This window comes from Streptomyces sp. NBC_00569 (assembly GCF_036345255.1).
Classification (GTDB): domain Bacteria; phylum Actinomycetota; class Actinomycetes; order Streptomycetales; family Streptomycetaceae; genus Streptomyces.
Genome location: NZ_CP107783.1, coordinates 2,962,673 through 2,985,840, shown reverse-complemented (window position 1 = coordinate 2,985,840; position 23,168 = coordinate 2,962,673). Strand labels below are relative to the sequence as shown.

Here is a 23,168-nt window from a genome sequence, read left to right as displayed (position 1 = left end):
CGTACCCGTACAGGCATCCGGCCGAGCAGGCCGGCGCGCGCGGGCCAGTACCTCGCGCTGCTCGCCTATCTCGTCTTCCTCGCGTTCCCGTTCCTGTGGCTGATCTCCACGGCGTTCAAGCCGCCCCGCGAACTCGCGAGCCTGCACCCCACGTGGATACCCAAGGACCCCACACTCGCCAACTTCCGCCAGGCCTTCGACGAGCAGCCCCTCCTGAGGGCCGCCGCCAACTCCGTGCTCGTGGCGGTCTGCGCGGCCCTGATCGCCGTCGTCATCGCGACCCCGATGGCGTACGTGATGGCCCGCCACCGCTCCGCGCTGTCCCGCGCGGCGACGGGCTGGGTGGTGGTCAGCCAGGCGTTCCCGTTCGTCCTGCTGATCATCCCGCTCTTCCTGATCCTGAAGAACCTGCACCTGATCAACTCGCTGCCCGGCCTGACCATGGTCTACGTCGTGTGGTCGCTGCCCTTCGCGCTGTGGATGCTGGTCGGCTACGTCCGGGCCGTGCCGCCCGAGCTGGAGGAGGCGGCCGCCGTCGACGGAGCCGGAAAGCTGCGCACGCTCGTCTCCGTCACGGCGCCGCTCCTCGCGCCGGGCCTGGTGGCGACGGCCCTGTTCGCGTTCATCACCGCGTGGAACGAGTTCTTCTTCGCGCTGGTCCTGATGAAGACCCCGGAGCGGCAGACGCTGCCGGTGGTCCTGACGCACTTCCTCGGCGCGGAGGGCGTCGCCGACCTCGGGCCACTGGCCGCCGCCGCGTTCCTCGCGACCCTGCCCTCACTGGTGATCTTCGCGCTCATCCAGCGCAGACTCACCGGCGGGATGCTGACCGGGGCGGTGAAGTCATGAGGCGCATGTCCCGGCCGGCCGCCGTCGCCGCGGCCGTGACCCTGCTGCTCACCGGCTGTTCGTCCGGCGGGACGGCCGACGACGGCAAGATCACTCTGGAGTTCCAGTCCCTCGCCTGGCAGAAGGAGTCCGTCGACGCCAACAAGCAGCTCGTGAAGGAGTGGAACGCGGCCCACCCGGACATCCAGGTCAAGTACGTCCAGGGCAGCTGGGACAGCGTCCACGACCAGCTGCTCACCTCCTTCGAGGGAGGGGAGGCGCCCGACGTCATCCACGACGCCTCCGACGACCTCGCGGACTTCGCGTACGGCGGCTACCTCGCCGACCTGCGGGACCTGCTGCCCGACCGCCTCAAGTCCGACATCCCGCAGCACAGTTGGGAGACGGCGACCTTCGGTGACGGCGTCTACGGCGTGCCGTTCCTCCAGGAGCCGCGCGTCCTCATCGCCAACGCGAAGATCCTCGACGCGGCGGGTGTACGCATCCCGACGCCCGAGAAGCCCTGGTCCTGGGAGGAGTTCAGGGCCGTCACGAAGAAGCTGAGCGGCGACAAGAAGTTCGGTGTCGCGTGGCCGCTGAAGGAGCCCGTCTCGGCGACCCTCAACCTCTCCCTCTCGGCCGGCGGACGCATGTTCCACCGCGGCGCCGACGGCAAGGTGACGGTCCGCTTCGACGCCGCGGACCAGGTCGCGCCCCGCACGGTCCACGATCAGGTCAACACCGACGCCAGCGCCTCGGGCGCGACGCTCGGCATGGGCGGCTCGGACACGCTTCCCGGCTTCTTCGCGGGCAAGTACGCGATGGTCCCGCTCGGGTTCTCCTACCGCCAGCAGATCGTCCAGCAGGCGCCCAAGGGATTCGACTGGAAGGTGCTCCCGGCGCCTGCGGGCCGTGACGGGCTCGCTCAGGGCGTCTCCCCGCAGACCCTGTCTGTCGCCGAGGACAGCCCGCACAAGAAGGAGGCGGCGCAGTTCATCGACTTCCTGCTGAGGCCGCCCAACATGGTGCGCCTCGCACTCGGCGACTGGATGCTGCCCACCGGCACCGAGGCGCTGAAGGACCCGGCCCTGCACACGGAGAAGAACGACTGGGCGACCGGCACGGCCCTCGCCGGTGACCTCCGCTCGGCCCCGGCGCAGTCGGTGCGCGGCTACGCGGAGTGGAAGGACAAGGTCGCGACGCCCGCCCTCCAGGAGTACTACAGCGGCTCGATCGGCCTCGGTGAACTGCGCAAACGCCTGGTGAAGGACGGAAATCTGGTGCTCGCCAGGTATCAGAGATAGGGCGGGACACCACCACCGGGTTCACATGTCGAGGACGAGGCGCGGGCCCAGGCAGCGCGAGACGCAGATCATCAGCGTCTCGCCCGCCGCCCGCTCCTCGGCGCTGAGCACCGAGTCCCGGTGGTCCGCCGCGCCCTCCACGATGTCGGTCTCGCAGGTCCCGCAGGTGCCTTCCGCGCAGGAGTACAGCACCTCGACCCCGGCCTCCTGCACCGTGTGCAGGATGCTGCGGCCGGGCGGCACGGTCAGGGTGCGGCCGGAGCGCCGCAGCTCCACCACGAAGGCGTGGTCCGTGCCGCCGGCGCCGTCCGGTCCGTCCTGCGCCGGCCGGAAACGCTCGGTGTACGCGGCGCCCCGGGCCTCGACGGCGTCGAGGAGCGGTCCCGGACCGCAGCAGTAGACCAGGGTGTCGTCGCCGTCCGTGTCCGGCGGGCCGAGATAACCGTCGAGGTCGAGGAGGCCCGTCTCGTCCTCCGGCGCGACGCGCACCTTCGGGCCGTAGGCGGCGAGTTGGCCGAGGAACGCCATCGAGGCGCGTGTCCGGCCGCCGTACAGCAGGCTCCACTCGGCGCCCGCCGCCTCGGCGGCGGCCACCATCGGAAGGATCGGGGTGATCCCGATGCCGCCCGCCACGAAGCGGTAGACCGGTGCCTCGTGGAGCGGGAAGTGGTTGCGTGGCCCCCGGACGCGTACGACCGTGCCAGGGGTCAGCTTCTCGTGCACGTACGCCGATCCGCCGCGTCCGCGCGGTTCGTGGAGGACGGCGACGGTCCAGGCGGTGCGGTCGTCGGGGTCGCCGCACAACGAGTACGGGCGGACCAGGCCGTCGGTGAGGACCAGGTCCACGTGGGCGCCCGGCTCCCAGGAGGGCAGCGGCTCCGCCTCCGGGTGGCGGAGCGTCAAGGACACGACACCGGCGGCCTCTTCGGTCCGCGCGGTGACGACGAGGTCGGCTTCGTGGGGCGGGGTCACCGGTCGTCCTCCTGGTGATCGGGGCGGGACAGCATCCACTGCCACATCGCCACGGGGTCCTGCGTGTCGTGCTCGGCACCGCAGTGGCAGATGCCGTGCAGTTCGTCGGTGCCGGGGACCCAGTCGACGCGGTACACCTCGGCGGTGGGCGGGCGGCTCATCGCGCGACGTTGTCGGGGGCCGCGGCCCGGTCGCCCGCGGCGGCGAGGCGGGACAGGATCCGGCGGGCGGCGAGGCCTCCCGTGTCGATGTTGATACTGAGTTCCTGGTAGCCGGCGGGCTCGCTCTCCAGGGTCTTCTGGAGCAGGTTCAGCGCGTTCACGTCCTGCATGACCACCTCGTGGTTGAAGTCGCGCAGGAACGTGGACATCTCCTCGTCGCCGTGGCCGAAGTCGCGGGAGACGGCCCAGAAGTCGTAGACCTGGTCCGGCGTGGACGGTGTGATCGCGTAGGTGATCTCGACGTGGAAGGCGTCCGGGTCGGTGCCGTCCGGGTTCGGCAGGACGCCCTGCGGGGCGATGCGGCTGTGCAGCAGGTACAGACAGGGGGCGTGGTACTCGATGTCCTGCCAGCGGGTGATACGGCCCTTGATGCCGGTGGAGTCGGCGTAGAACGGCGGACACTCGGCGTCGTCCATGTGCCGGCTGACGCGGACGATGCCCGCGCCCTCGTCGACCTCGGTCGTCATGGGGGTGTCGGCGACCTCGGGCGTGCCGATGTAGCCGCCGTGCAGATACGTCTCGTGAGAGAGGTCCATCAGGTTGTCGACCAGCAGGCCGTAGGCGGCGTCGATGGGCTCCATCCCGCCGACCGACGTCCAGTGCGCGGAGTCGGCCAGGTGCGGGGCCCGCGGGATCGTCGTCCGGTCCGCGAGCGCCGGGTCGCCGATCCACACCCACACGAAGGAGTCCAGCTCGGCCACGGGGTACGAACTCACCCTGGCGGTACGGGGGATGCGCTTCTGCCCGGGGACGTACACGCAGGTGCCGGTCGTGTCGTAGGTGAAGCCGTGGTAGCCGCAGACCACCCTGTCGCCGTCGAGTCGGCTGTGCGAGAGCGGGAAGCGGCGGTGCACGCAGCGGTCCGCCAGGGCGACGACCTCGCCCGTGTCCTCGGTCCGGTAGAAGGCGATCGGTTCGCCGAGGACGGTGCGGGCGAGCAGCTCCCGCCCGACCTCCGTCCCGTACGCCGCTACATACCACTGGTTCCTGGCGAAGGCGGTCGTGTGAGGCATGGATGCGGCTCCTGTCCCTGGTGGTGGTCGCATCGTCGGGGAGAGCGTCACGGAGGCGCAATGCGTCTTCCGCCTCACGGAAGAGCCTCGGTGTACGCCCTGGTCGGAGCAGGGTTCGGATCCACGAGTGGGGTCGTAAAGCTGCTCGGGCGACCCTCTTGAAGGGCGTCCGCAGCGATGCCTTGTGCTTCGCGTGCCCGTTGGCCCCCAGGTGGCCCGCGTGTCACCCGCCCGGGCGGCCTTCGGGGGCGGCTCGTAGCCCGACCGTGTGACGCGCTCGGCTGAAGCACGGCTGTCTCGCGCGCCGGTCTGCCCCATCGCGGCGCAGGGTGCTTTCGTCTGGGGGCCGGGTGTGCGACGGCTCCTGTAGCTGCCTGACGGGCCGGCCGACGTTCCGTTCTCCTCCTGCGCGTCGTCCGGTCATCGAGGGCGTCCGTCGAGAAGGCACAAGGAGAGAACGTGGTGGCAGGCAACTCCGACGAGAGCCGCGGGGCGGTGTCCGCGCAGCTCCTCAAGGGCCAGAAGGCGCTCGTGACCGGTGCCAACTCGGGCATCGGTCTGGCGACCGCCATCGCCCTTGGCCGGGCCGGAGCGGACGTCGTGGTGAACTACGTCGTCGGCGCGGACGAGGCGGACGAGGTCGTGAAGAAGATCGAGGGCTTCGGTGTCCGCGCCTACGCCCACGAGGCCGACGTGTCCGACGAGGACCAGGTGACCGCCATGGTCGCGCGGATGGTCGAGGAGTTCGGCACCATCGACATCATGGTCGCCAACGCGGGCCTCCAGCGGGACGCAGCCGTCACGGAGATGACACTCGCCCAGTGGGAGAAGGTCATCTCCGTCAACCTGACCGGCCAGTTCCTGTGCGCGCGGGAGGCCGCCAAGGAGTTCGTGCGGCGCGGCGTCGTGGAGGAGGTCTCCCGTTCCGCGGGAAAGATCATCTGCATGAGTTCGGTCCACCAGATCATCCCGTGGGCGGGGCACGTGAACTACGCCTCGTCCAAGGGCGGCGTGGGCATGCTGATGCAGACCCTCGCCCAGGAACTCGCACCCAAGCGGATCAGGGTCAACGCGGTCGCCCCCGGCGCCATCCGCACGCCGATCAACCGCGACGCCTGGTCCACCCCCGAAGCCGAGGCCGACCTCCTGCGCCTGATCCCGTACCGCCGTGTGGGTGACCCGGACGACATCGCCAACGCCGTCGTCGCCGTGGCGTCCGACCTGCTCGACTACGTCGTCGGCACCACCCTCTACGTCGACGGCGGAATGACGCTCTTTCCCGGCTTCGCCACCGGAGGCTGATCTCCGATGCGGGATCACGTCACGCCCCGCCGGGTGGTGATCCTCGGCGGCGGGTTCGCGGGGCTGTTCGCCGCCCGCGCCCTGCGGAAGTCACCGGTCGCGGTGACCGTGGTCGACCGCCGCGCCCACCACCTCTTCCAACCTCTGCTGTACCAGTGTGCCTCCGGGATCCTGTCCGAGGGGCAGATCGCACAACCGCTCCGCGGGGTCCTGCGACGCCACCACAACGTGCGCTGCGTGCTTGCCGAAGCCACCGACGTGGATGCCGACGCCCGGCTGGTCCACGCCCGGCGGCCCGAGGGCGGAGACGTCGTGCTGCCGTACGACGACCTCATCGTCGCGGTGGGCATGCGTCAGTCCTACTTCGGGCACGACGAGTTCGCCGCGCACGCCCCCGGCATGAAGACCCTGAACGACGCGCTCGAGGTCCGCCGACGGATCTACCGGGCGTTCGAGATGGCCGAAACGGCAGTGGACGACCGGGAACGGCAGCAGTGGCTCACCTTCGCTCTCGTGGGCGGCGGGCCGACCGGTGTCGAACTCGCGGGACAGATCCGGGAGATCGCCGGTCACACGCTCGATCGGGAGTTCCGGAAGATCGATTCCGCCCAGGCCCGGGTGCTGCTCTTCGAGGGGTCCGACGCGGTGCTGGGCGCGTTCGGCCCCCGGCTGGCCCACCGTGCCGCCCGAACCCTGCGGGGGCTCGGAGTGGAGCTCCACCTGGGCACCAGGGTCACCGACGTCGGCGCGGACGGCCTGACGGTACAAAGCCATGACGGCAGGACGACCCGGTTCGACGCACGCACCGTGCTGTGGACGGCGGGCGTCGAGGCGCCGCCGATCGCGGCCGCGCTGGCCCGTGCGACGGGTGCCGAACAGGACCGGGCCGGTCGCATCCTCGTCGAACCCGACCTCACCGTCCCCGGCCATCCGGAGATCCGTGTCGCCGGCGACGTGATGAGTCTGAACCGGCTGCCGGGACTGGCCGAGGTCGCCATGCAGTCGGGCGCGTACGCGGGCCGGAGGGTGCGCCACGCCGTCGAAGGCAGGACGAAGGAGCCGAAGCCCTTCGCGTACGTGGATCTCGGCAGCGCCGCCTACATCGCCCGCGGCCGGGGTGTCGTCAAGGCCGGCCCGCTGCATCTGTCGGGCCTCACCGGCTGGCTGGCCTGGCTCTTCATCCACCTGGCCTTTCTCACCGGCTTCCGCAACAGGCTGGGAGCGGTGCTCAGCTGGTCCGTCGTCTTCGCCACCGGCTCCCGCCGCGAACGCGCCTTCACCATGCCCGACACCGACGCGTCGGCTGCCCGTACGGCCGGGCCGAAGGCGCCCGAGCCTCCCTGAGGACGGCCCCGGCCGACCCCCTACGGGCACCCCTCCGCATCCTGTCCCTCCGCAGCCCCGCCACCCCCGCAGGGCAGACCATCGAGGCTCACATGCTCAGCACCGCTGCCCAGCTCGCGAACAGCACCCCGCCCCAACTCCTGCCGGCGCGACAGCTGATGGCCTTCACCCTGGCCTCGCACATCCTGCTGGTCCCGTTCGGGGTGGCACTGCCGTTCATCACGTTGCTCATGCACCACCGGGCGCTTCGCCGCAACGACCCCGTCGCCCTCACGCTCGCCCGGCGCTGGTCGGCGGTGATGGCCGTGCAGTTCGCCGTCGGTGTCGTCACCGGCACCGTGCTGTCCTTCGAGTTCGGTCTGCTGTGGCCCGGCATGATGGGGCGCTGGGGCGACGTCTTCGGCCTCGGGTTCGGGATCGAGGCGTGGGCGTTCTTCCTGGAGGCCGTCCTGATCGCGATCTACCTCTACGGCTGGCGACGGCTCAAGCCCTGGACCCACTTCTGGCTCGCCGTACCGCTGCCGCTGGCCGCCCTGATGGGGGCGTTCGGCATCATCGCGGCCAACTCCTGGATGAACACCCCGCAGGGGTTCCGCCCGGACGCCCAGGGCAATCCCGTCGACGTCGACGTGCGGCAGGCGATCTTCACACCGATGTTCGGCCCGGAGTACTGGCACTTCGTGGTCGCGATGCTCCTGACCGCCGGCTACGTGGTCGCCGGTGTGTACGCGGTCGGCTGGCTGCGCGGGCGCCGCGACCGCTACCACCGGCTCGGCTTCACCGTGCCGTTCACGGTTGCCGCGATCCTCACCCCGGTCCAGTTCATGCTCGGTGACTCCGCCGCTCGCGCCGTCTTCCACAAGCAGCCGATCAAGTTCGCCGCCATGGAGATCGTCTGGAAGACCGACACCCACGTACCGGAGTACATGTTCGGGCGCCTGCACCCCGACGGGACGATCTCCGGCGGCGTCAAGATTCCCCAGCTGGACTCGATCCTCGCCGGACTGAGCCCGGACACCAAGGTGACGGGCCTGTCGTCGGTCGCGGCGAGCGACCGCCCGACGGCGACTCAGGCGACCATCGCCCACTGGGCCTTCGACATCATGGTCACCATCGGCAGCGTGCTGATCCTGCTCGCGCTCTGGTACGGCTGGTGCTGGCTGCGGCGCCGGGACCTCCCGCGCAGCCGCTGGTTCTTCCGCTGCGCCGCGATCGCGGGAGTCGCGTGTCTGGTCACCGTCGAGTGCGGGTGGATCACCACGGAGGTCGGCCGCCAGCCCTGGATCGTCTACCACCACATGAGGGTCTCGGAGGCGGTGACCGGCACTCGTGCCGCATCGCTGTGGGCGATGCTCGGCATCGTCATGGCCGTGTACGTGGCTGTCTTCGGCTCGTTCCTCGCGGTCGTCCTGAAGATGCGCACCCGCTGGCGCATCGCCGACGAGGGCTCGGCCGCCGCGCGCGCCGACCTGCCGCCGGAGACCGACACCCCCTACGGGCCCAGAAGCGAGCCCGAACCCAGCACCACCGGGGCCGAGCCCGGCGGCTCCGACCGCACCGCCGGCGGTGCGTCGTGATGGCCGACTTCATCGCATGGGTGATGGTGCTCGCGATCGCCGCCTACGCCTGCGCCGGAGGTACCGACTACGGCGCGGGATTCTGGGACCTCCTGGCCGGCGGCGCGGAGCGTGGCAAACGGCCCCGCTGGCTGATCGACCACGCCATGGCACCGGTCTGGGAGGTCAACAACGTCTGGTTGATCTTCATTCTGGTGATCATGTGGACCGGCTTCCCGACGATGTTCCAGGCCGTCTTCTCCGCGATGTGGCTGCCGCTCGCCCTCGCCGCGGTCGGCCTGGTGCTCCGCGGCGCCGGGTTCGCCCTGCGCAAGCCGACCCGCCGCCTGGCCCAACAGCGGGTCTTCGGCGCCGCGTTCGCCATCGCGTCGTTGCTCACGCCGTTCTTCCTCGGGGCGGTGCTCGGCGGCATCGCCTCCGGTCGGGTCAAGGTCGGCACCACCGCGTCCGCGGACGCCTGGGCCAATGGAACCTCCGTCCTCGTGGGACTGCTGGCCATCGCCGCCACCGCGTTCCTCGGTGCGGTCTTCCTCTGCTCCGACGCCCTGCGGTTCGGCGCCGACGACCTCGTCGCCTACTTCCGCCTGCGGGCGCTGATCGCCTTCGCCGCGGTCGTCGTCCTCGCACTCATCGGCCTGCCCGTCACCCACGACGACGCCCGGTACGTCTGGGACGGCCTCACCGGGGGGCTCGGCCTGCTCCTGATCATCCTGGCCGCGGTCTGTGGTCTGGCCACCGTGCTGCTTCTGTGGCGCCGCTCCTACGGCTGGTCCCGCCACACCTCGGTGGCGAGCGTCGCCCTGGTCGTCGGCGCCTGGGGCTGCGCGCAGCGGCCGTACCTGCTGCCCACCTCGCTGACGGTGGCCGAGGCGGCCGGTGCCGGTCACACCCTGCGCTGGCTGGTGATCGTCACAGCCATCGCGATCCTGCTGGTCGGTCCGGCGCTGGTGCTGCTGTACCGGCTCGACACGATGGGTGAGCTGGAGGAGCTCACCGACGCCGACACGCGGGCTGCCGGAACGCCCGGCGACCACCTGTAGCGGCGCTCAGCCGGTTCACGGACCGACGGAGCCCTCGTCAGCGCAGGCGGGCGGCGATGTGATCGCCGACCCGCAGGGCGTTGGCGATGGCGGTCAGTGACGGGTTCACCGCGCCGATGCTGGGGAAGAAGCTCGTGTCCACGACGTAGAGGTTGTCGAGGTCGTGGGCCTTGCAGTTGACGTCCAGGGCGGAACTCTTCGGGTCGTCGCCGAACCGCACGGTGCCGGCCTGGTGCGCGGTGGCTCCGATCGGCATGCCCTTGTGCAGGTAGATGCTGTGATCCAGCAGGTGGTGTTCGTGCATGCCCAGGTGTCCGAGCATCCCCTGCAGCTTGTGCTGGAGGCGCTTCAGACCGGCGATGTTGTTCTTCTCGTCGAGAGCCAGGTGGATGGCGTCGTCCTTGTCGAGGGTGACTCGGCTCTCGGGCAGCGGAAGGTCCTCTCCGCACAGCCAGAAGTCGACGGCATGGTGCGCCAGCACGTCGAAGGGCATGTCGGGCATGACGGCACCGGCCCAGCGCGGTGCCTCGCCATGGATCTGGTCGGCGTCCGACTTGCCGAGCATCTGGATGCCGCCGAGGGGGTACTCCCAGTCGTCCGCGCCCAGGTACCAGTCGTTCAGCGCCAGGGTCTTCTGGAACCTGGTCGGGTTCGGTTCCTTCGACACCGCCATCAGCGCAAGGTTGTTGTGACGCATGTAGTGGCGTCCCACCACGTCCGAGCTGTTGGCGAGCCCGCCGGGGTGCCTGTCGCTCGCCGAACGAAGCAACAGGACGGCGGAGTTGACCGCGCCGGCCGCGACCACCACGATGTCGGCGCTGAATTCCTCGGTCGCTCCGTCGTTGAGCTCGGCGACGACCTTGGTGACCGTGCGTCCGGTCGGATCGGTCTCCAGGCGCCGCACATCGGCGTCCGTCACCATCGTGACGTTGTCGTACGTCAGCGCCGGGTCGACGCAGATCACCTGTGCGTCGGACTTCGCGCCCATGAGGCAGGGGAAGCCGTCGACCCGGTCGCAGCGGATGCAGGCGCTGTCATGGGTGGCCCGGCCGTTCTCGTCCTGGGTGAGGTTCACGCCGATCGGCAGGTGGAACGGGTGCAGGCCTGCCTTCGCCAGATCGTCACTGAGTTGCTGGATGCGCGGCTCGTGCTCGACCGGCGGACAGGCGTACTGCGCGCTCGCCGGTCCCTCGGTGGGGTCCTCGCCGTGCCGCCCGTGCACCAGGTAGAGGTGTTCGGCCTGGGTGTAGTAGGGCTCCAGGTCCTCGTAGCGGATCGGCCACGCCGGAGAGATGCCGTCGTGGTGGCGCAGTTCGCCGAAGTCCTCGGGCCGGAGCCGGAAGAGCGCGGCTCCGTAGAACTTGGTGTTGCCCCCGACGTAGTAGTTGACCTCCGGAGGGAACTGGTTGCCGTGCTTGTCGTACCAGAACTCCGGGGCACGGTACTTGCCCTTGACGAAGACGGCTGTGGAGTCCCAGTTGTCCCGCTCCCTGGGCAGGTAGCCGCCGCGTTCCAGGATCAGGACCCGCTTTCCCGTGGGCGCCAGCCGGTGCGCGAGCGTACCGCCCCCCGCCCCCGTACCGATGATGATGACGTCGTAGTGCTGATCGTCGGCCATGAGGGGGTCCCGTTCTAGGAGTCGTCGGCTGTCCTGGCCGTGGCGCCCGTCCGGGGGTCTCTGAGCTGCGCTGTTCCCTGCGGAGGTTCGCGCAATCGGGACATTCGGCACCATTTCCAAGCTATCGGGTGGGTCGGGCGGCGGCGACCCGGCGGAGTCGTGCAGGCGCCGGTCACCTCAATTCCCGGACGGCGCCCACCGCCTGGTCGACGATGGTCCGCGGGTCGGCCGCCGCGTCGACGGTCAGGCCGGGCTCGTCCGACCGCAGCGGGTCGAGAGCTTCGTACTGGGAGTCCACCAGCCGACTGGGCATGAAATGGTCCGTACGGCCCGCGACCCGCCGGTCGGCGCTCGCACGGTCGAGCGCCAGATACAGGAACCACACGCCTGCGCCCGCCCTGCGGAACAGATCCCGGTACTCGTGCTTGAGGGCCGAGCACGCCACCACCCCGCCCCGGCCGGCGTCGGTTGCCTCCCGGATCCATGCGGCGACGGACAGCAGCCACGGCCGTCGATCCGCGTCGTCTAATGGGTGACCCGCGGCCATCTTGGCGCGGTTCGCGGCCGGGTGGACGTCGTCCGCCTCCAGGAAGGGTGCCGTGAGCCGCCGCGCGAGCAGCGCTCCCACGGTGGACTTGCCCGATCCCGAGACGCCCATGACCACCACGACCGTCGGCTCGGGGGTCACAGGACGGCGATCGGGTTGACCGGCGAGCCGGTGGCGTCCGGCAGCCTCAGCGGGGCGATCACGCAGAGGAACGTCCAGCGCCCCTCCGCCTCGCACACCGGTACCAGGTCCTCGAACTGCAGGTAGTCCAGCAGGTGAAGGCCCATGGCGTGGACCGCCAGCACATGCACGGGGAAGCCGACACCCTCGGTGGAACTCGGGGCGGTGTCGTTGTTCCCGTCGCCGCCGAGCACGGCGACCCGCCGGTCCGCGAGGAACTCCAGCGCGGACGGGTGGAGACCGGCGCGCTCATGTGCCGCGTCCCACGGCCCGAGTTCGGCGCGGCGCCGGCGGTGGCCGACCCGGACGAGGAGCAGGTCGCCTTCTGTCACGCGGAGGTGCTGGGCGGTCTCGGCCGCGGCGAGGTCGTCGAGGGTCACGTGATCGCCCGGTTCGAGCCAGGGCACGCCGCGCAGCCGCGGGATGTCCAACAGCACGCCGCGGCCGACGATCCCGTCGCGCGCCGCCTCGATGGAGAGCCTCGTCGCCCCGCCCGCCGTGACGCTGCTCGCGGGCACCCCGCCGTGCAGTGTGCCGTCGTAGATCACGTGGCAGAGGGCGTCGATGTGGCTTTCGGCGTCGCCGTGCACGTTCATCGCGAAGCTGTCCCTCGCGAAGTGGAGGCCGCTGGAGGTGTCTTCCTCCGGCTGCCCGCTCATCCGGTGCTCGGCGGGCTCCGGGTTGTCCGGGCCCGGCAGGGTCTCCACCGGCGCGGCGAGCGAGACCGTCCGGCCGGTCCGCACCTCGCGGGTCGCGGCCAGCACCTGGGCAGGAGTGAGCGCGCTCAGAGCCCCCCGGTCGCCCGCGGCCCAGGCGGTGCGCGAGCGCAGGTGCCGGTACAGCACGCCGAACTCGTCGTGCGTCAGCCGTGACGGTCCTGCCGGACCATGCGTGACCATGGCTCAGCGCCGGCTCTCCGCGTCGAGCGCCTCGTCGAGGGTCGTGGCCGCCATGATCAGCGACAGATGCGTGAACGCCTGGGGGAAGTTGCCCAGTTGCTCCCCGCTCGGTCCGATCTCCTCGGCGAAGAGCCCGATGTGGTTGGCGTGGGTCTGCATCTTCTCGAAGGTGTAGCGGGCCTGGGGCAGCCGCCCAGCCCGGGCCAGCGCGTCGACGTAGAGGAAGGTGCACAGACTGAAGGTGCCCTCCGAGCCCCGCAGCCCGTCCGGCGACGCCGCCGGGTCGTAGCGGTAGACGAGACTGTCGGAGACGAGCTTGCGGTCCATCGCGTCGAGGGTGGCGAGCCAGGTCGAGTCCCGGGGGGCGATGAACTGGACCATCGGCATGAGCAGCAGGGAGGCGTCCAGGACGTCGCCGCCGTAATGCTGGACGAAGGCGCCCTCCTGCTCGCTCCAGCCGTGTTCCATGACCTGCTCCAGGATGGCGTCCCTCGCGCTGCGCCACTTCGCCACGTCGGCGGGCCTGCGGAAGTGCTCGGCCAGGCGCAGCCCTTGGTCGAAGGCGGCCCAGGACATCACCCGGCTGAAGGTGAAGTCCTGGCGGCCGCCGCGGGTCTCCCAGATGCCCTCGTCCGGCCGGTCCCACGCCTCGGCGAACCAGTCCAGCGTCCTGGTCAGCGCCTTCCATCCCCGGTACGTGGACTGCTGCGCGATCTCGCGGCCCTGGGACAACGCGTAGAGGGCCTCACCGTAGATGTCCAGCTGGAGCTGGTCGGCGGCTCCGTTGCCGATGTGGACGGGGGAGGAGCCGCGGTAGCCCTCGAAGTGTTCCAGCGTCTCCTCGGGCAGGTCCGGGTCGCCGTCGACCCGGTACATCGTCTGGAGCGGCTCTCCTTCCTTGCCCTCGCGCTCCTGCAGCCTGTCGATCAGCCAGTGGAGGAAGGCGGTGGCCTCCTCGGCGAAGCCGAGGTCCAGCATGGCGCGCACGGACAGCGCGCTGTCACGTACCCAGGTGAACCGGTAGTCCCAGTTGCGTTCTCCGCCGACCTGCTCGGGCAGGCCCATGGTGGCCGCCGCGACGAGGGCGCCGGTGGGGGCGTAGGTGAGGAGCTTGAGGGTGATGACCGAACGGTGCACCAGCTCGGGCCAGCGGCCCCGGTAGCGGGACTGGCGCAGCCACTCCTGCCAGAACTGTCCGGTGTCGTCGGCCTGTGCGGTGAGCCCGTCGACCGTGAGGGGTGCGGGTGCCTCGCCGCCGGACGCGCAGACGGTGAACACGACGCCGCCCGACTCCCCGGCACTCAGCGTCACCTTGCCGCGTACGTCCTGGCCGTCCCGCTCCAGCGGGAAAGAGGCCTGCACGTGCGCGTCCATCTGCGGGGACCGGAACAGGCCGGTCTTCTCGCCGAGCTCGAGCTCGTGCTCGGCCCGGCCGTAGTCGAAGCGCGGGCGGCACTCGAGCGTGAACTCGACGGTCCCCCGCACGGCCCGCACGACACGTACGAGGGTGTGACGGTCGGTGGCGGTGCGGGTCCGGTCCGGAGGCATGAAGTCGACCACCTCGCCCACCCCGTCCGGTGACATGAACCGCGTCACCAGAATGGCCGTGTCGGGGTAGTAGAGCTGCTTGCAGGTCACGTCGGAGCGCTCGGGGGCCAGCAGCATGTACCCACCCCCGTCGTGGTCGAGCAGGGCGGCGAAGATGCTGGGCGAGTCGAACCGGGGAGCGGCGAACCAGTCCACGACGCCCTGCGACGAGACGAGTGCGGCAGTCTGCAGGTCGCCCACCAGGCCGTGTTCGGCGATGGGAGGGTAGCGATCCATGACTGCTCCGAAGTCTCGAAGGAGGCCCCTGCTCCCACTATCGGCCACCGTGGTGGCCCTTGCCCGTCGGAGCGGTCGACGACCGCTCGCCCATGGCGGCCGGCGGGACGACCGTCCGCCGGCCGGGGACCAGCACTCTTTCGGCGCAACGCCGACCTTCCGCAGGCCCGCCGCAGCCAGGGCCTCGGCCGGGCGACCGGAGCGACCTGAGGCGCCGGAGCCGAGCGCCGCGCCCGGCTCGCCGCCCCATCGGGAGTTGCCGGCCGGAGCCGGTCGATCACAGGGGAGAAGGGGCCGGCGCCGGGGCATCGTGGCGTCTCGGTGGGTCCGGCGGACGGGCGACGGAGGCTGTGCGCGGAGATGATCCACGTCCGGCCGGTGAGCCGGGCGAACAGGCCCGGCGATCTCACCGGCAGGAACGTGTCGCGCTTGACCGGGTCGATGCGGGGCCGCAGGCTCCCGAGGGGAGGGGCGGCGCCGCGGGCCACCACACCACAGCGTCGGCGCCCGGCGGCACCGACAGGGCGGACCGAGGAGGCCACGCGTGCAGCAGAGCCGCACTGGACGGCAACTGACCCTCTGCCACGGCACGCACAGGGCCGTCGTCGTAGAGCTGGGAGCGGCCGTCCGGTCCTACGAGGTCGGTGAACGCACCGTGATCGACGGATTCGCCGAACAGGACCGGATCACCGGCGGGCGCGGCCAGATCCTGGTGCCGTGGCCCAACCGGATCCGTGACGGCCGATACCCCTGGGACGGGCAGGATCTGCAGCTGCCGCTCACCGAGCCGGCCGGCGGCAACGCCATCCACGGGCTGCTCCGGTGGGTCGCGTGGCGGGTCGTGGAGGCGAGCGGCAGCCGCGCCGTCCTGGAGGTTCCGCTGTGGCCGCAGCCGGGCTACCCGTTCCACCTCCACGTCCGCGCCGAGTACTCCCTGGGCGAGGGCGGGCTCGAAGTAGCCGTCACCGCGCGCAACCTCGACGCGAACGCCGCGCCCTACGGTTTCGGCCAGCATCCCTACATCGCCCCGGGCACGGAGGCCGTCGACCAGGCGGTGCTGACCGTCCCCGCACGGACATGGCTGCGCACCGATGAGCGCGGCCTGCCGGTGGCCGCCGAGCCGGTCGCCGGGACCGAGTACGACCTGCGAACGCCACGAGCCGTCGGTGCGCTCCGGCTGGACACCCCTTTCGGTGACCTCGACCGGGACGCGGACGGCCGCGCCGTGGTGCGCCTGGCCCACCCGTCGGGTGCGTTCGGTACGGACGTGTGGCTGGGGGAGGGCGCCGAATACGTGCAGCTCTACACGGGCGACACCCTGCCGCCGCGGGAGCGCCGTCGGGCGGTCGCCATCGAGCCGATGACCTGCCCCCCGGACGGATTCCGCAGCGGCACCGGGCTCGTCAGCCTCGGCCCCGGCGAGCAGTACACCGTCCGCTGGGGGATCACGCCGTGGCAGGAGTGACGGCGCCGTCACGGTCCCCGACCTGATCCTCGCGGGCCGAGGACCACCGTGCGACGCGGACCTGCCGGGTGTTCGCCGCGGCCGCCGCGTCCGAGGTCGTGCAGGATCGCCACCGCCTCGTGGGCCGTCCCGCTCCCGCGATCCGTCGTCCGTGGCTTTCGGCCGGCCCTGCTCCCCATGGCGATCCGCGCGGCAGCCGCGCGGCACACAGCGGAGGCCGGACCCGGCCGGCCGCGCAGTCGGCCCGCTGGAGCGCCGGACCGTCCCACCACGCTTCGAAAGGGCCAATTGTGACGACGAATCAGGTACTCATCGGCGTGGGCCTGATCCTTGTCCTGGCCGTCGGATCGCAGATCCTGGCCGGCCGCCTGCGCATCCCCGCCCTCATCGTGCTGCTCCCGGTCGGCTTCGCCGCCGGTGTGCTGATCGACGACGTCGACCCCGAGAAGCTGCTGGGGCCGGCGTTCTCGCCGCTGGTGTCGCTGGCCGTCGCCGTCATCCTCTACGACGCGGGCCTCGGCCTGGAGCCGGCGAGGCTGAAGGGCCACACCCGTCGCGTCGTCGTACGGCTGATCTGGATCGGTGTCCTGGTCACCGGGCTGCTCGGCGCGCTCCTCGCCGCGCCGCTGCTGGGCATGTCCCGACAGGCGGCCGTCATGATCGGCGCGATCCTCGTGGTTTCCGGGCCGACGGTGGTCGGGCCTCTGCTCGGCTTCGTGCGACCGAAGGACCGGCTCCAGCGCATCCTGATCTGGGAGGGCTCCCTCATCGACCCGGTCGGCGGTGTCGTGGGGGCACTGGTCTACCACGGGGTCGTGGCGAGCTCGGGCCACCACCTGGGCAGTGGGACGGCGCTGTTCCTGGCCAGTGTGGGCATCGGGGCGGCCGGAGGAGCGGTCGGGACGGCTCTGCTGTGGGTGCTGTTCCGGGTGCTGCGACTCGGCGAGGTCCTCGGTACCACGGCGCAACTCGCCGCGGTGATCGGTGTGGCGGCGCTCTGCGATGTCCTGCGCGACGACACGGGACTCATCGCCGCCGTGGTGATGGGCCTGGCCGTCGCCAACCTCCCCAGCTTCGACGTACCCGCGCGTCGGCCGTTCTTCGAGGCCCTGGTCAGCCTGATCCTCGGTCTGCTCTTCATCTCGATCTCGGCCACCGTCACCCCGCACTCGTTGCGCCATGTGTGGCTGCCCGCACTCGGGCTCGCCGCCTTTCTGGTGCTGGTCGTCAGGCCGCTGGTCGCCGCTGTGTCGACCCTTGGCACCGACCTGACACGCGAGGAGCGGGGCTTCATCGGCTGGATGGCGCCGCGCGGCATCGTGGCGGCCGCCACGGCTTCGACGTTCTCGGCCGGCCTGGTGGCCAAGGGGATCGGTGGCGCGGCGAAGATCCTTCCGGCCACGTTCGTGGTCATCGTCGCGACCGTGACGCTCTACGGCCTGACCGCCTCACGCGTCGCCCGTCGCCTGGGCGTCGTGCGCCCGTCCCGCTCACGCCCCCTGTTGGTCGGCGGTGACCGCTGGGTGGTCGACCTGGGTGTGGCGCTGAAGGCGGCAGGGCTGGAGGTGCTGATGTGGGCAGGGGAGGAGGAACAGCGCGAACGTATCCGGCGGGCCGGGGTCGATCTTGCGCCCGGTGAGCTGCTGGGCGCCGCCACGGGGGGCGGCGCCCAGCTGGAAGGCATCACGGCGGTCTACTTCCTCACCGCGGAGGACGACTTCAACGCACTGGCGGCGGCGCTGCTGCGAGGCAGCGTGGAGGGCGCGGTCCACCGTCTCGGCGCACCGGCCGACAGCCATGGCGTGGTGGCGCCGTTCATCGGGGGCGAGGTCCTGTTCGCCCCGGATCTGACCTGGCAGACGTTCGCGCGCAGGTACGAGGAGGGCGCAGCCGTTCTCGGGCGGCCCGCCGGGGACGCCCTCCTGCCCGGTGGCGATCTGCTGTTCCTCGTGCGGCGGGACGGCCGCCTCGATCCGGTCACGGAAGGCAGCACGCCACTGCCCCGGCCGGGAGACACGGCCGTCCTGCTGGCCCCGGGCGGACGGGGTTCCGAGCGTCCGGCGCAGTAGGCCGGCTGCCGGCTCCCAGGTGCCCGGACCCCGTCGTTCCCGGCCGGCGTTACCTGGGGCCGTGACTCAGACGGCCCGACTCACCGGGGTCCGCGTACGTCACGTGCACGGACACCGGCGCGGCGGTCTCCCGTCGTCTCCTCAGGGCCGCCAGCCCAGGGTGCGCGAGATGCCCCGGCCGGCGAGTCGTACGGCCGGGATCAGCGAGTGCGGCTGTGTCCCGGCCGAGGGGACCACGAGCGAGACCGCGGCCACGACGTCGCCCCCGGGCCCGCGCACGGGTGCGGCCACCGAGACCGCGTCGTCCGTGATCTGGCGGTCCGCCACCGCGCAGCCGGTGCGCCGTACCTCGGCCAGGGCGCGGCGCAGCCGGACAGGGTCGGACAGGGTGTGCGGGGTGAAGGCGGCGAGCGGGCGCCCGCAGACCTGGTCCTGGAAGGTCCTGGCGCTGTGGGCGAGGAGGACGAGTCCGACGCCCGTGGCGTGCAGCGGCCAGCGTGCGCCGACCCGGCTGCGCACGCCGACCGCGTGGCGGCCGGACAGCCGCTCGATGTAGACGACGTCGAGGCCGTCGCGCACCGCGAGGTGCACGTTCTCGTGGGTCGCCTCGTAGAGGTCCTCCAGGAAGGGCAGCGCGGCCTCGCGCAGGGCAAGGCCGCGCGGGGCCAGCGCCGCGAGTTCCCAGATCCGCAGCCCGACGTGGTAGCTGCCCGCCGCGTCGCGCTCCAGGGCGCCCCACGCGGTGAGCTCGCCCACCAGGCGGTGGGCGGTGGCCAGCGGCAGTCCGGCCCGGCGGCCTATCTCGGTGAGGGACAGCGCGGGTCGGTGGTGGTCGAACGCGCCGAGCACCGCCAACAGCCGCTCCGCCGCGGAACGGCTGTGCGCGGCGCCCGCGGGGTCCTGCGACGGCTCGGCCATGTCCGGCGGGTCAGCCCCGGTCCGCTTCCGCGACCCGCGCCAACAGGGCCTGCAACGTGGCCCGTTCCCCCGGGGCAAGAGGTGCGAGCAGTTCGTCGGTGACGCGCCGGCTGCCCTTGTCGGTGTCGCGCAGGACGTCCTTGCCCCGGTCCGTGAGGGCGACGATGCGGCTGCGCCGGTCCCCGGGTGCGGGTCCCCGCTCCACCAGGCCGAGTTCCTGGAGGTCGTCCACGAGGCTCACGATGGCGCTCGGGTCGTAGCCGAGCCGGTCGCTCAGTTCGCGTTGCAGGGCGCCCTCCACGGTGGCGAGGTAGCGCAGCAGCGCGTAGTGCCGCAGCCGCAGGCCGAACTCTTCGAGCGTGGCGTTGAACAGCCGGCCCGAGTGCAGCCCGAGCCGGTAGAGGAGATAGCCGGTGTCGGCGTGCAGCGCGCGCATCCAGGGCGCGTCTTCGTCAGAGATGTCGGGGATATCGGGCTCCGGGGTCGGCCCGTGCGGGCACGGGGGTGCGTGAGGTCGGCTCCAGCATGAAGGACTTAAAGGCTTCCGGCAACTATTGACGACAACAATGATTGGTCATAGCGTCCTTCTCGTCGGCCGGTACGGATTGAGCGCATCGGATCTCCTCGGCCGTCTCCTCCCCGCCACGTACCTCTCCTCGCCACCGGAAGGGCACAGCTGCAATGTCTGACGCGTCATCAGCACCATCGACCTCTCTCGACGGAAAGGTCGCCGTCGTCACCGGAAGCGGCCGCGGACTCGGTCTCGCCTACGCCACCGCCCTCGCCCGGTCCGGGGCGAGCGTCGTCGTCAACGACGTCGACGCGGACGTCGCCGGGCAGGCCGTCGAGACGATCACCGAGGCAGGTGGCCGGGCCGTCGCCGAGGTCGTCCCCGTGGGCACCGCAGAGGCCGCCGAGCGCCTGGTCGGCCGGGCCGTCTCGGAGTTCGGCCGGCTGGACGTCATGGTCACCAACGCCGGAATCCTGCGCGACAGGGTGCTGTGGAAGATGACCGACGACGACTTCGACGCCGTCGTCACCACCCACCTCAGGGGCACCTTCACCTGCGCCCGCGCCGCCGCCGTGCGCCTGCGTGAACAGGGCGAGGGCGGCAGCCTGGTGCTCGTCGCCTCCCCGGCCGGCCAGCGCGGCAACTTCGGGCAGACCAACTACGCGGCCGCCAAGGCCGGGATAGCGGCGATGGTGCGCACCTGGTCCATGGAGCTGGCCCGCGCGGGCGTCACGGTGAACGCCGTCGTGCCGGTCGCCGCGACCGCGATGACCGAGACCATCCCCGCCTTCGCCCCGTACGTCGACGCCCTGCGCGGCGGTGAACCGCTGCCCGGCTTCCTGCGCAAGGGTGAGGGCTTCGGGACACCGGAGGACTGCGCCGCACTCGTGCCCTTCCTCGCCTCCGAAGCGGCCCGGGACGTCACGGGCCAGTGCATCGGCATCGGCGGCGACAAGCTCGCCCTGTGGTCGCACCCGCAGGAAGTGTCCGTCGCCTACACGGACGGCGGCTGGAGTCCGCGGACCATCGCCGAGACCTGGCACACGTCGGTCGGGCGCGAGCCGCAGGCCGTCGGCATCCCCGCGCCCCGCCTCCCGAAGGCGCCCGAGGGCGTGATCCCGGCATGAGCGGGATCGACCTGGCACAACTCACCGCGATCGACGTCCACACGCACGCCGAGGTGTCGTCCAAGGGGCGGGCCTCGCTCGACGACGAGCTGCACGCCGCGTCCAGCACCTACTTCAAGGTCGAGGGGAACCGGAAGCCCACCCTCGAGGAGACCGCCGCCTACTACCGCGAGCGGCGGATGGCCGCCGTCGTCTTCACCGTCGACGCCGAGTCCGCCACCGGCACCGAGCCCGTCCCCAACGAGGAGGTCGCCGAGGCCGCGTACGCCAACCCCGACGTGCTGATCCCGTTCGCGAGCATCGACCCCTTCCGGGGCCGCGCCGGAATCCGGCAGGCCCGGCGCCTGGTCGAGGAGTACGGGGTGCGCGGCTTCAAGTTCCACCCCAGCATCCAGGGCTTCTTCCCCGACGACCGGATGGCGTACGGCCTTTACGAGGTGATCGAGGAGACCGGCGCCGTCGCGCTCTTCCACACCGGCCAGACCGGCATCGGCGCGGGCGTGCCCGGCGGTGGCGGCATCCGCCTGAAGTACTCCAACCCGATGCACGTGGACGACGTCGCCGCCGACTTCCCCCAACTGAAGATCATCCTCGCGCACCCGTCGTTCCCCTGGCAGGACGAGGCGCTCGCCGTCGCCACGCACAAGCCCGGGGTGCACATCGACCTCTCCGGCTGGTCGCCGAAGTACTTCCCGCAGCAGCTCGTCCAGTACGCCAACACCCTTCTGAAGGACAAGGTGCTGTTCGGCTCGGACTACCCCGTCCTCACCCCCGACCGCTGGCTCGCCGACTTCGCGAAGCTGCCGATCAAGGACGAGGTCAGGCCGAAGATCCTCAAGGAGAACGCCGCCCGGCTGCTCGGACTCACCGATGCCGGTTCCTGAAAGGGCACTTGATGCGCAACGAGGGACTGGGGTCGTGGCCCGCACGCCGGGCCCGCAAGACCCCGCACCGCACCGCACTGATCCACGGCACCACCACCGTCAGCTACGCCGCACTGCACGAGCGCACCACGCGGCTCGCCCACGCCCTGCGGGCGCTCGGCGTCCGGCGCGGTGACCGCGTCGCCTATCTCGGCCCCAATCACCCCTCGTTCCTGGAGGCACTGTTCGCCGCCGGGCTCCTCGGTGCGCTCTTCGTACCACTCAACACCCGGCTCGCCGAGCCCGAACTCGCCTTCCAGATAAGGGACTCCGGGGCCACGGTGCTCCTGCACGCCGCAGCGGCGGGGGGTGACCTGCCGGGCGTCCGTACCGCTGTCGAGGCGGACGGACCGGCCTACGAGGAACTGCTGGCCGCCGCCCCGGTCCACCCGATCGACGAGCAGGTCGGGCCCGACGACGTAGGCATCATCATGTACACCTCCGGGACGACGGGCCGCCCGAAGGGCGCCATGCTCACGCACGGGAACCTCACCTGGAACGCCGTCAACGTCCTGGTCGACCAGGACCTGATCGCCGACGAGGTCGCGCTCGTGGCGGCGCCGCTCTTCCATACCGCCGGCCTGAACATGCTCACCCTGCCCGTTCTGCTCAAGGGCGGCAGCTGTGTCCTGGTGGGATCGTTCGACGCGGCGGCGACCCTGGAACTCGTCGAGCGCCACCGGGTCACCTTCATGTTCGGCGTCCCGACGATGTTCGACCGGCTCACACGGCAGCCGAACTGGCCGGACGCCGACCTGTCGTCGCTGCGGATGCTCAGCTGCGGCGGCTCGCCCGTCCCGACCCCGCTCATCGCGGCCTACCAGGACCGCGGCCTCACCTTCCTGCAGGGCTACGGGATGACCGAGGCGGCGCCCGGCACCCTCTTCCTCGACGCCGAGCACGCCGTCAGCAAGGCGGGCACTGCGGGCGTGCCGCACTTCTTCAGCGACGTACGCGTGGCGCGCCCCGATCTCGCGCCCGTGGAGCCGGGCGAGACGGGTGAGGTCCTGGTGCGCGGGCCGCATGTCATGCCCGGCTACTGGGGCCTGCCCGGCGAGAGCGCCGCCGCGTTCGCCGACGGATGGTTCCGGACGGGGGATGCCGCCCGGATCGACGCGGACGGCTACGTCACCATCGTCGACCGCTTCAAAGACATGATCATTTCGGGCGGCGAGAACATCTATCCCGCGGAGGTCGAGGACGCCTTGCTCGCCCACGCGGACATCGCGGAGTGCGCGGTCATCGGTGTGCCCGACGAGAAGTGGGGTGAGGTCGGAAGGGCGGTCCTCGTCGCCCGCGAAGGCCGGGCGGCCGACCCGCAGGAGGTCCTCGCGTCGCTCTCGGGCCGCCTGGCCCCCTACAAGATCCCCAAGTCGGCCGTCGTCGTGGATGCCCTGCCCCGCACCGCGTCGGGGAAGCTCGTCAAGGCCGACATCCGCCGCCTGCACGGCACTTCATGACCCCTGAATGCCCCGTCCCCGATACC

General features: G+C 71.3%; 20 protein-coding genes. 11 read left to right on the top strand and 9 right to left on the bottom strand.

Features of this window, described 5'->3' with window-relative positions; translation table 11 throughout:
* Positions 1-15 precede the first annotated feature (15 nt).
* Positions 16-849: a carbohydrate ABC transporter permease gene (locus OHO83_RS13475; RefSeq protein ID WP_329059487.1), complete on the top strand. Its 834-nt coding sequence runs from the start codon at positions 16-18 to the stop codon at positions 847-849.
* The gene (locus OHO83_RS13470; RefSeq protein ID WP_266675103.1) at positions 846-2,132 is read left to right on the top strand and encodes an ABC transporter substrate-binding protein; all 1,287 of its coding nucleotides are present in this window, start codon (positions 846-848) and stop codon (positions 2,130-2,132) included. Before OHO83_RS13475 ends, OHO83_RS13470 begins: the two co-directional genes overlap by 4 nt.
* Before the next feature lie 21 nt (positions 2,133-2,153).
* Here the strand turns inward: OHO83_RS13470 and OHO83_RS13465 are convergent, their stop codons facing one another.
* Genes OHO83_RS13465 through OHO83_RS13455 form a run of 3 tightly spaced genes read right to left on the bottom strand, consistent with a single transcriptional unit; the run spans position 2,154 to position 4,338 of the window.
* Positions 2,154-3,104: a PDR/VanB family oxidoreductase gene (locus tag OHO83_RS13465; RefSeq protein ID WP_266675104.1), complete on the bottom strand. Its 951-nt coding sequence runs from the start codon at positions 3,102-3,104 to the stop codon at positions 2,154-2,156.
* A complete protein-coding gene (locus OHO83_RS13460; protein ID WP_330279522.1) occupies positions 3,101-3,265 on the bottom strand; it encodes a hypothetical protein in 165 nt (54 codons plus the stop codon). The genes OHO83_RS13465 and OHO83_RS13460 overlap by 4 nt, the downstream gene beginning before the upstream one ends.
* Complete coding sequence (locus OHO83_RS13455; protein ID WP_330279521.1) at positions 3,262-4,338, bottom strand: aromatic ring-hydroxylating dioxygenase subunit alpha; 1,077 nt, start codon at positions 4,336-4,338, stop codon at positions 3,262-3,264. The genes OHO83_RS13460 and OHO83_RS13455 overlap by 4 nt, the downstream gene beginning before the upstream one ends.
* A 462-nt stretch (positions 4,339-4,800) precedes the next feature.
* Here OHO83_RS13455 and OHO83_RS13450 point away from each other — a divergent pair, with 462 nt between their 5' ends.
* The 4 genes from OHO83_RS13450 to OHO83_RS13435 all read left to right on the top strand — a co-directional run bounded on the left by OHO83_RS13450 (position 4,801) and on the right by OHO83_RS13435 (position 9,601).
* A complete protein-coding gene (locus OHO83_RS13450) occupies positions 4,801-5,640 on the top strand; it encodes an SDR family oxidoreductase (protein WP_329433626.1) in 840 nt (279 codons plus the stop codon).
* Positions 5,641-5,646: 6 nt separating this feature from the next.
* Complete coding sequence (locus OHO83_RS13445; RefSeq protein ID WP_266675108.1) at positions 5,647-6,984, top strand: NAD(P)/FAD-dependent oxidoreductase; 1,338 nt, start codon at positions 5,647-5,649, stop codon at positions 6,982-6,984.
* Between the two features lie 92 nt (positions 6,985-7,076).
* Positions 7,077-8,561, top strand: coding sequence for a cytochrome ubiquinol oxidase subunit I (locus OHO83_RS13440; protein ID WP_266675109.1), 1,485 nt, complete (start codon positions 7,077-7,079; stop codon positions 8,559-8,561).
* Complete coding sequence (locus OHO83_RS13435; RefSeq protein WP_266675110.1) at positions 8,561-9,601, top strand: cytochrome d ubiquinol oxidase subunit II; 1,041 nt, start codon at positions 8,561-8,563, stop codon at positions 9,599-9,601. The genes OHO83_RS13440 and OHO83_RS13435 overlap by 1 nt, the downstream gene beginning before the upstream one ends.
* A 37-nt stretch (positions 9,602-9,638) precedes the next feature.
* On the opposite strand, the gene OHO83_RS13430 is transcribed toward OHO83_RS13435, so the two are convergent.
* The 4 genes from OHO83_RS13430 to OHO83_RS13415 all read right to left on the bottom strand — a co-directional run bounded on the left by OHO83_RS13430 (position 9,639) and on the right by OHO83_RS13415 (position 14,669).
* Positions 9,639-11,219 carry a GMC oxidoreductase gene (locus tag OHO83_RS13430; protein WP_266675111.1) on the bottom strand — a complete coding sequence of 527 codons (1,581 nt, stop codon included), beginning with the start codon at positions 11,217-11,219 and terminating at the stop codon, positions 9,639-9,641.
* Between the two features lie 172 nt (positions 11,220-11,391).
* A complete protein-coding gene (locus OHO83_RS13425; protein WP_330279520.1) occupies positions 11,392-11,907 on the bottom strand; it encodes a gluconokinase in 516 nt (171 codons plus the stop codon).
* On the bottom strand, positions 11,904-12,845 hold the full coding sequence (locus tag OHO83_RS13420; RefSeq protein WP_329433620.1) for a cyclase family protein: 942 nt from the start codon (positions 12,843-12,845) through the stop codon (positions 11,904-11,906). The genes OHO83_RS13425 and OHO83_RS13420 overlap by 4 nt, the downstream gene beginning before the upstream one ends.
* A gap of 3 nt (positions 12,846-12,848) precedes the next feature.
* Positions 12,849-14,669: a glycoside hydrolase family 15 protein gene (locus OHO83_RS13415; protein WP_330279519.1), complete on the bottom strand. Its 1,821-nt coding sequence runs from the start codon at positions 14,667-14,669 to the stop codon at positions 12,849-12,851.
* A gap of 544 nt (positions 14,670-15,213) precedes the next feature.
* On the opposite strand from OHO83_RS13415, the gene OHO83_RS13410 reads away from it, so the two are divergent.
* Positions 15,214-16,134, top strand: coding sequence for an aldose 1-epimerase family protein (locus OHO83_RS13410; protein ID WP_330279518.1), 921 nt, complete (start codon positions 15,214-15,216; stop codon positions 16,132-16,134).
* A gap of 290 nt (positions 16,135-16,424) precedes the next feature.
* Positions 16,425-18,203 (top strand): cation:proton antiporter, encoded by a 1,779-nt coding sequence (locus OHO83_RS13405; protein ID WP_330279517.1) that lies wholly within the window; start codon positions 16,425-16,427, stop codon positions 18,201-18,203.
* Positions 18,204-18,344: 141 nt separating this feature from the next.
* Here the strand turns inward: OHO83_RS13405 and OHO83_RS13400 are convergent, their stop codons facing one another.
* Both OHO83_RS13400 and OHO83_RS13395 read right to left on the bottom strand, forming a co-directional pair.
* Positions 18,345-19,121, bottom strand: a complete 777-nt coding sequence (locus tag OHO83_RS13400) for an IclR family transcriptional regulator (RefSeq protein ID WP_266675117.1) — start codon at positions 19,119-19,121, stop codon at positions 18,345-18,347.
* A gap of 10 nt (positions 19,122-19,131) precedes the next feature.
* Complete coding sequence (locus OHO83_RS13395) at positions 19,132-19,557, bottom strand: MarR family winged helix-turn-helix transcriptional regulator (protein ID WP_266675118.1); 426 nt, start codon at positions 19,555-19,557, stop codon at positions 19,132-19,134.
* Between the two features lie 245 nt (positions 19,558-19,802).
* Between OHO83_RS13395 and OHO83_RS13390 the strand changes: the two genes are divergently transcribed.
* The 3 genes from OHO83_RS13390 to OHO83_RS13380 are packed head-to-tail and all read left to right on the top strand — an operon-like array spanning position 19,803 to position 23,142.
* A complete protein-coding gene (locus OHO83_RS13390; RefSeq protein ID WP_330279516.1) occupies positions 19,803-20,759 on the top strand; it encodes an SDR family NAD(P)-dependent oxidoreductase in 957 nt (318 codons plus the stop codon).
* Entirely contained in the window at positions 20,756-21,643 is an 888-nt protein-coding gene (locus OHO83_RS13385; RefSeq protein ID WP_389564334.1) for an amidohydrolase family protein, read from the top strand. Before OHO83_RS13390 ends, OHO83_RS13385 begins: the two co-directional genes overlap by 4 nt.
* 11 nt (positions 21,644-21,654) lie before the next feature.
* Positions 21,655-23,142 carry an acyl-CoA synthetase gene (locus OHO83_RS13380; protein ID WP_330279515.1) on the top strand — a complete coding sequence of 496 codons (1,488 nt, stop codon included), beginning with the start codon at positions 21,655-21,657 and terminating at the stop codon, positions 23,140-23,142.
* Positions 23,143-23,168: the final 26 nt, after the last annotated feature.

Excerpts from the sequence above, each read along its gene's own strand:
- OHO83_RS13470 (WP_266675103.1), top strand. The coding sequence starts at position 846 with ATGAGGCGCATGTCCCGGCCGGCCGCCGTCGCCGCGGCCGTGACCCTG.
- OHO83_RS13460 (WP_330279522.1), bottom strand. The coding sequence starts at position 3,265 with ATGAGCCGCCCGCCCACCGCCGAGGTGTACCGCGTCGACTGGGTCCCC.
- OHO83_RS13455 (WP_330279521.1), bottom strand. The coding sequence starts at position 4,338 with ATGCCTCACACGACCGCCTTCGCCAGGAACCAGTGGTATGTAGCGGCG.
- OHO83_RS13445 (WP_266675108.1), top strand. The coding sequence starts at position 5,647 with ATGCGGGATCACGTCACGCCCCGCCGGGTGGTGATCCTCGGCGGCGGG.
- OHO83_RS13440 (WP_266675109.1), top strand. The coding sequence starts at position 7,077 with ATGCTCAGCACCGCTGCCCAGCTCGCGAACAGCACCCCGCCCCAACTC.
- OHO83_RS13435 (WP_266675110.1), top strand. The coding sequence starts at position 8,561 with ATGGCCGACTTCATCGCATGGGTGATGGTGCTCGCGATCGCCGCCTAC.
- OHO83_RS13430 (WP_266675111.1), bottom strand. The coding sequence starts at position 11,219 with ATGGCCGACGATCAGCACTACGACGTCATCATCATCGGTACGGGGGCG.
- OHO83_RS13420 (WP_329433620.1), bottom strand. The coding sequence starts at position 12,845 with ATGGTCACGCATGGTCCGGCAGGACCGTCACGGCTGACGCACGACGAG.
- OHO83_RS13415 (WP_330279519.1), bottom strand. The coding sequence starts at position 14,669 with ATGGATCGCTACCCTCCCATCGCCGAACACGGCCTGGTGGGCGACCTG.
- OHO83_RS13400 (WP_266675117.1), bottom strand. The coding sequence starts at position 19,121 with ATGGCCGAGCCGTCGCAGGACCCCGCGGGCGCCGCGCACAGCCGTTCC.
- OHO83_RS13395 (WP_266675118.1), bottom strand. The coding sequence starts at position 19,557 with ATGCGCGCGCTGCACGCCGACACCGGCTATCTCCTCTACCGGCTCGGG.
- OHO83_RS13390 (WP_330279516.1), top strand. The coding sequence starts at position 19,803 with ATGTCTGACGCGTCATCAGCACCATCGACCTCTCTCGACGGAAAGGTC.
- OHO83_RS13385 (WP_389564334.1), top strand. The coding sequence starts at position 20,756 with ATGAGCGGGATCGACCTGGCACAACTCACCGCGATCGACGTCCACACG.
- OHO83_RS13380 (WP_330279515.1), top strand. The coding sequence starts at position 21,655 with ATGCGCAACGAGGGACTGGGGTCGTGGCCCGCACGCCGGGCCCGCAAG.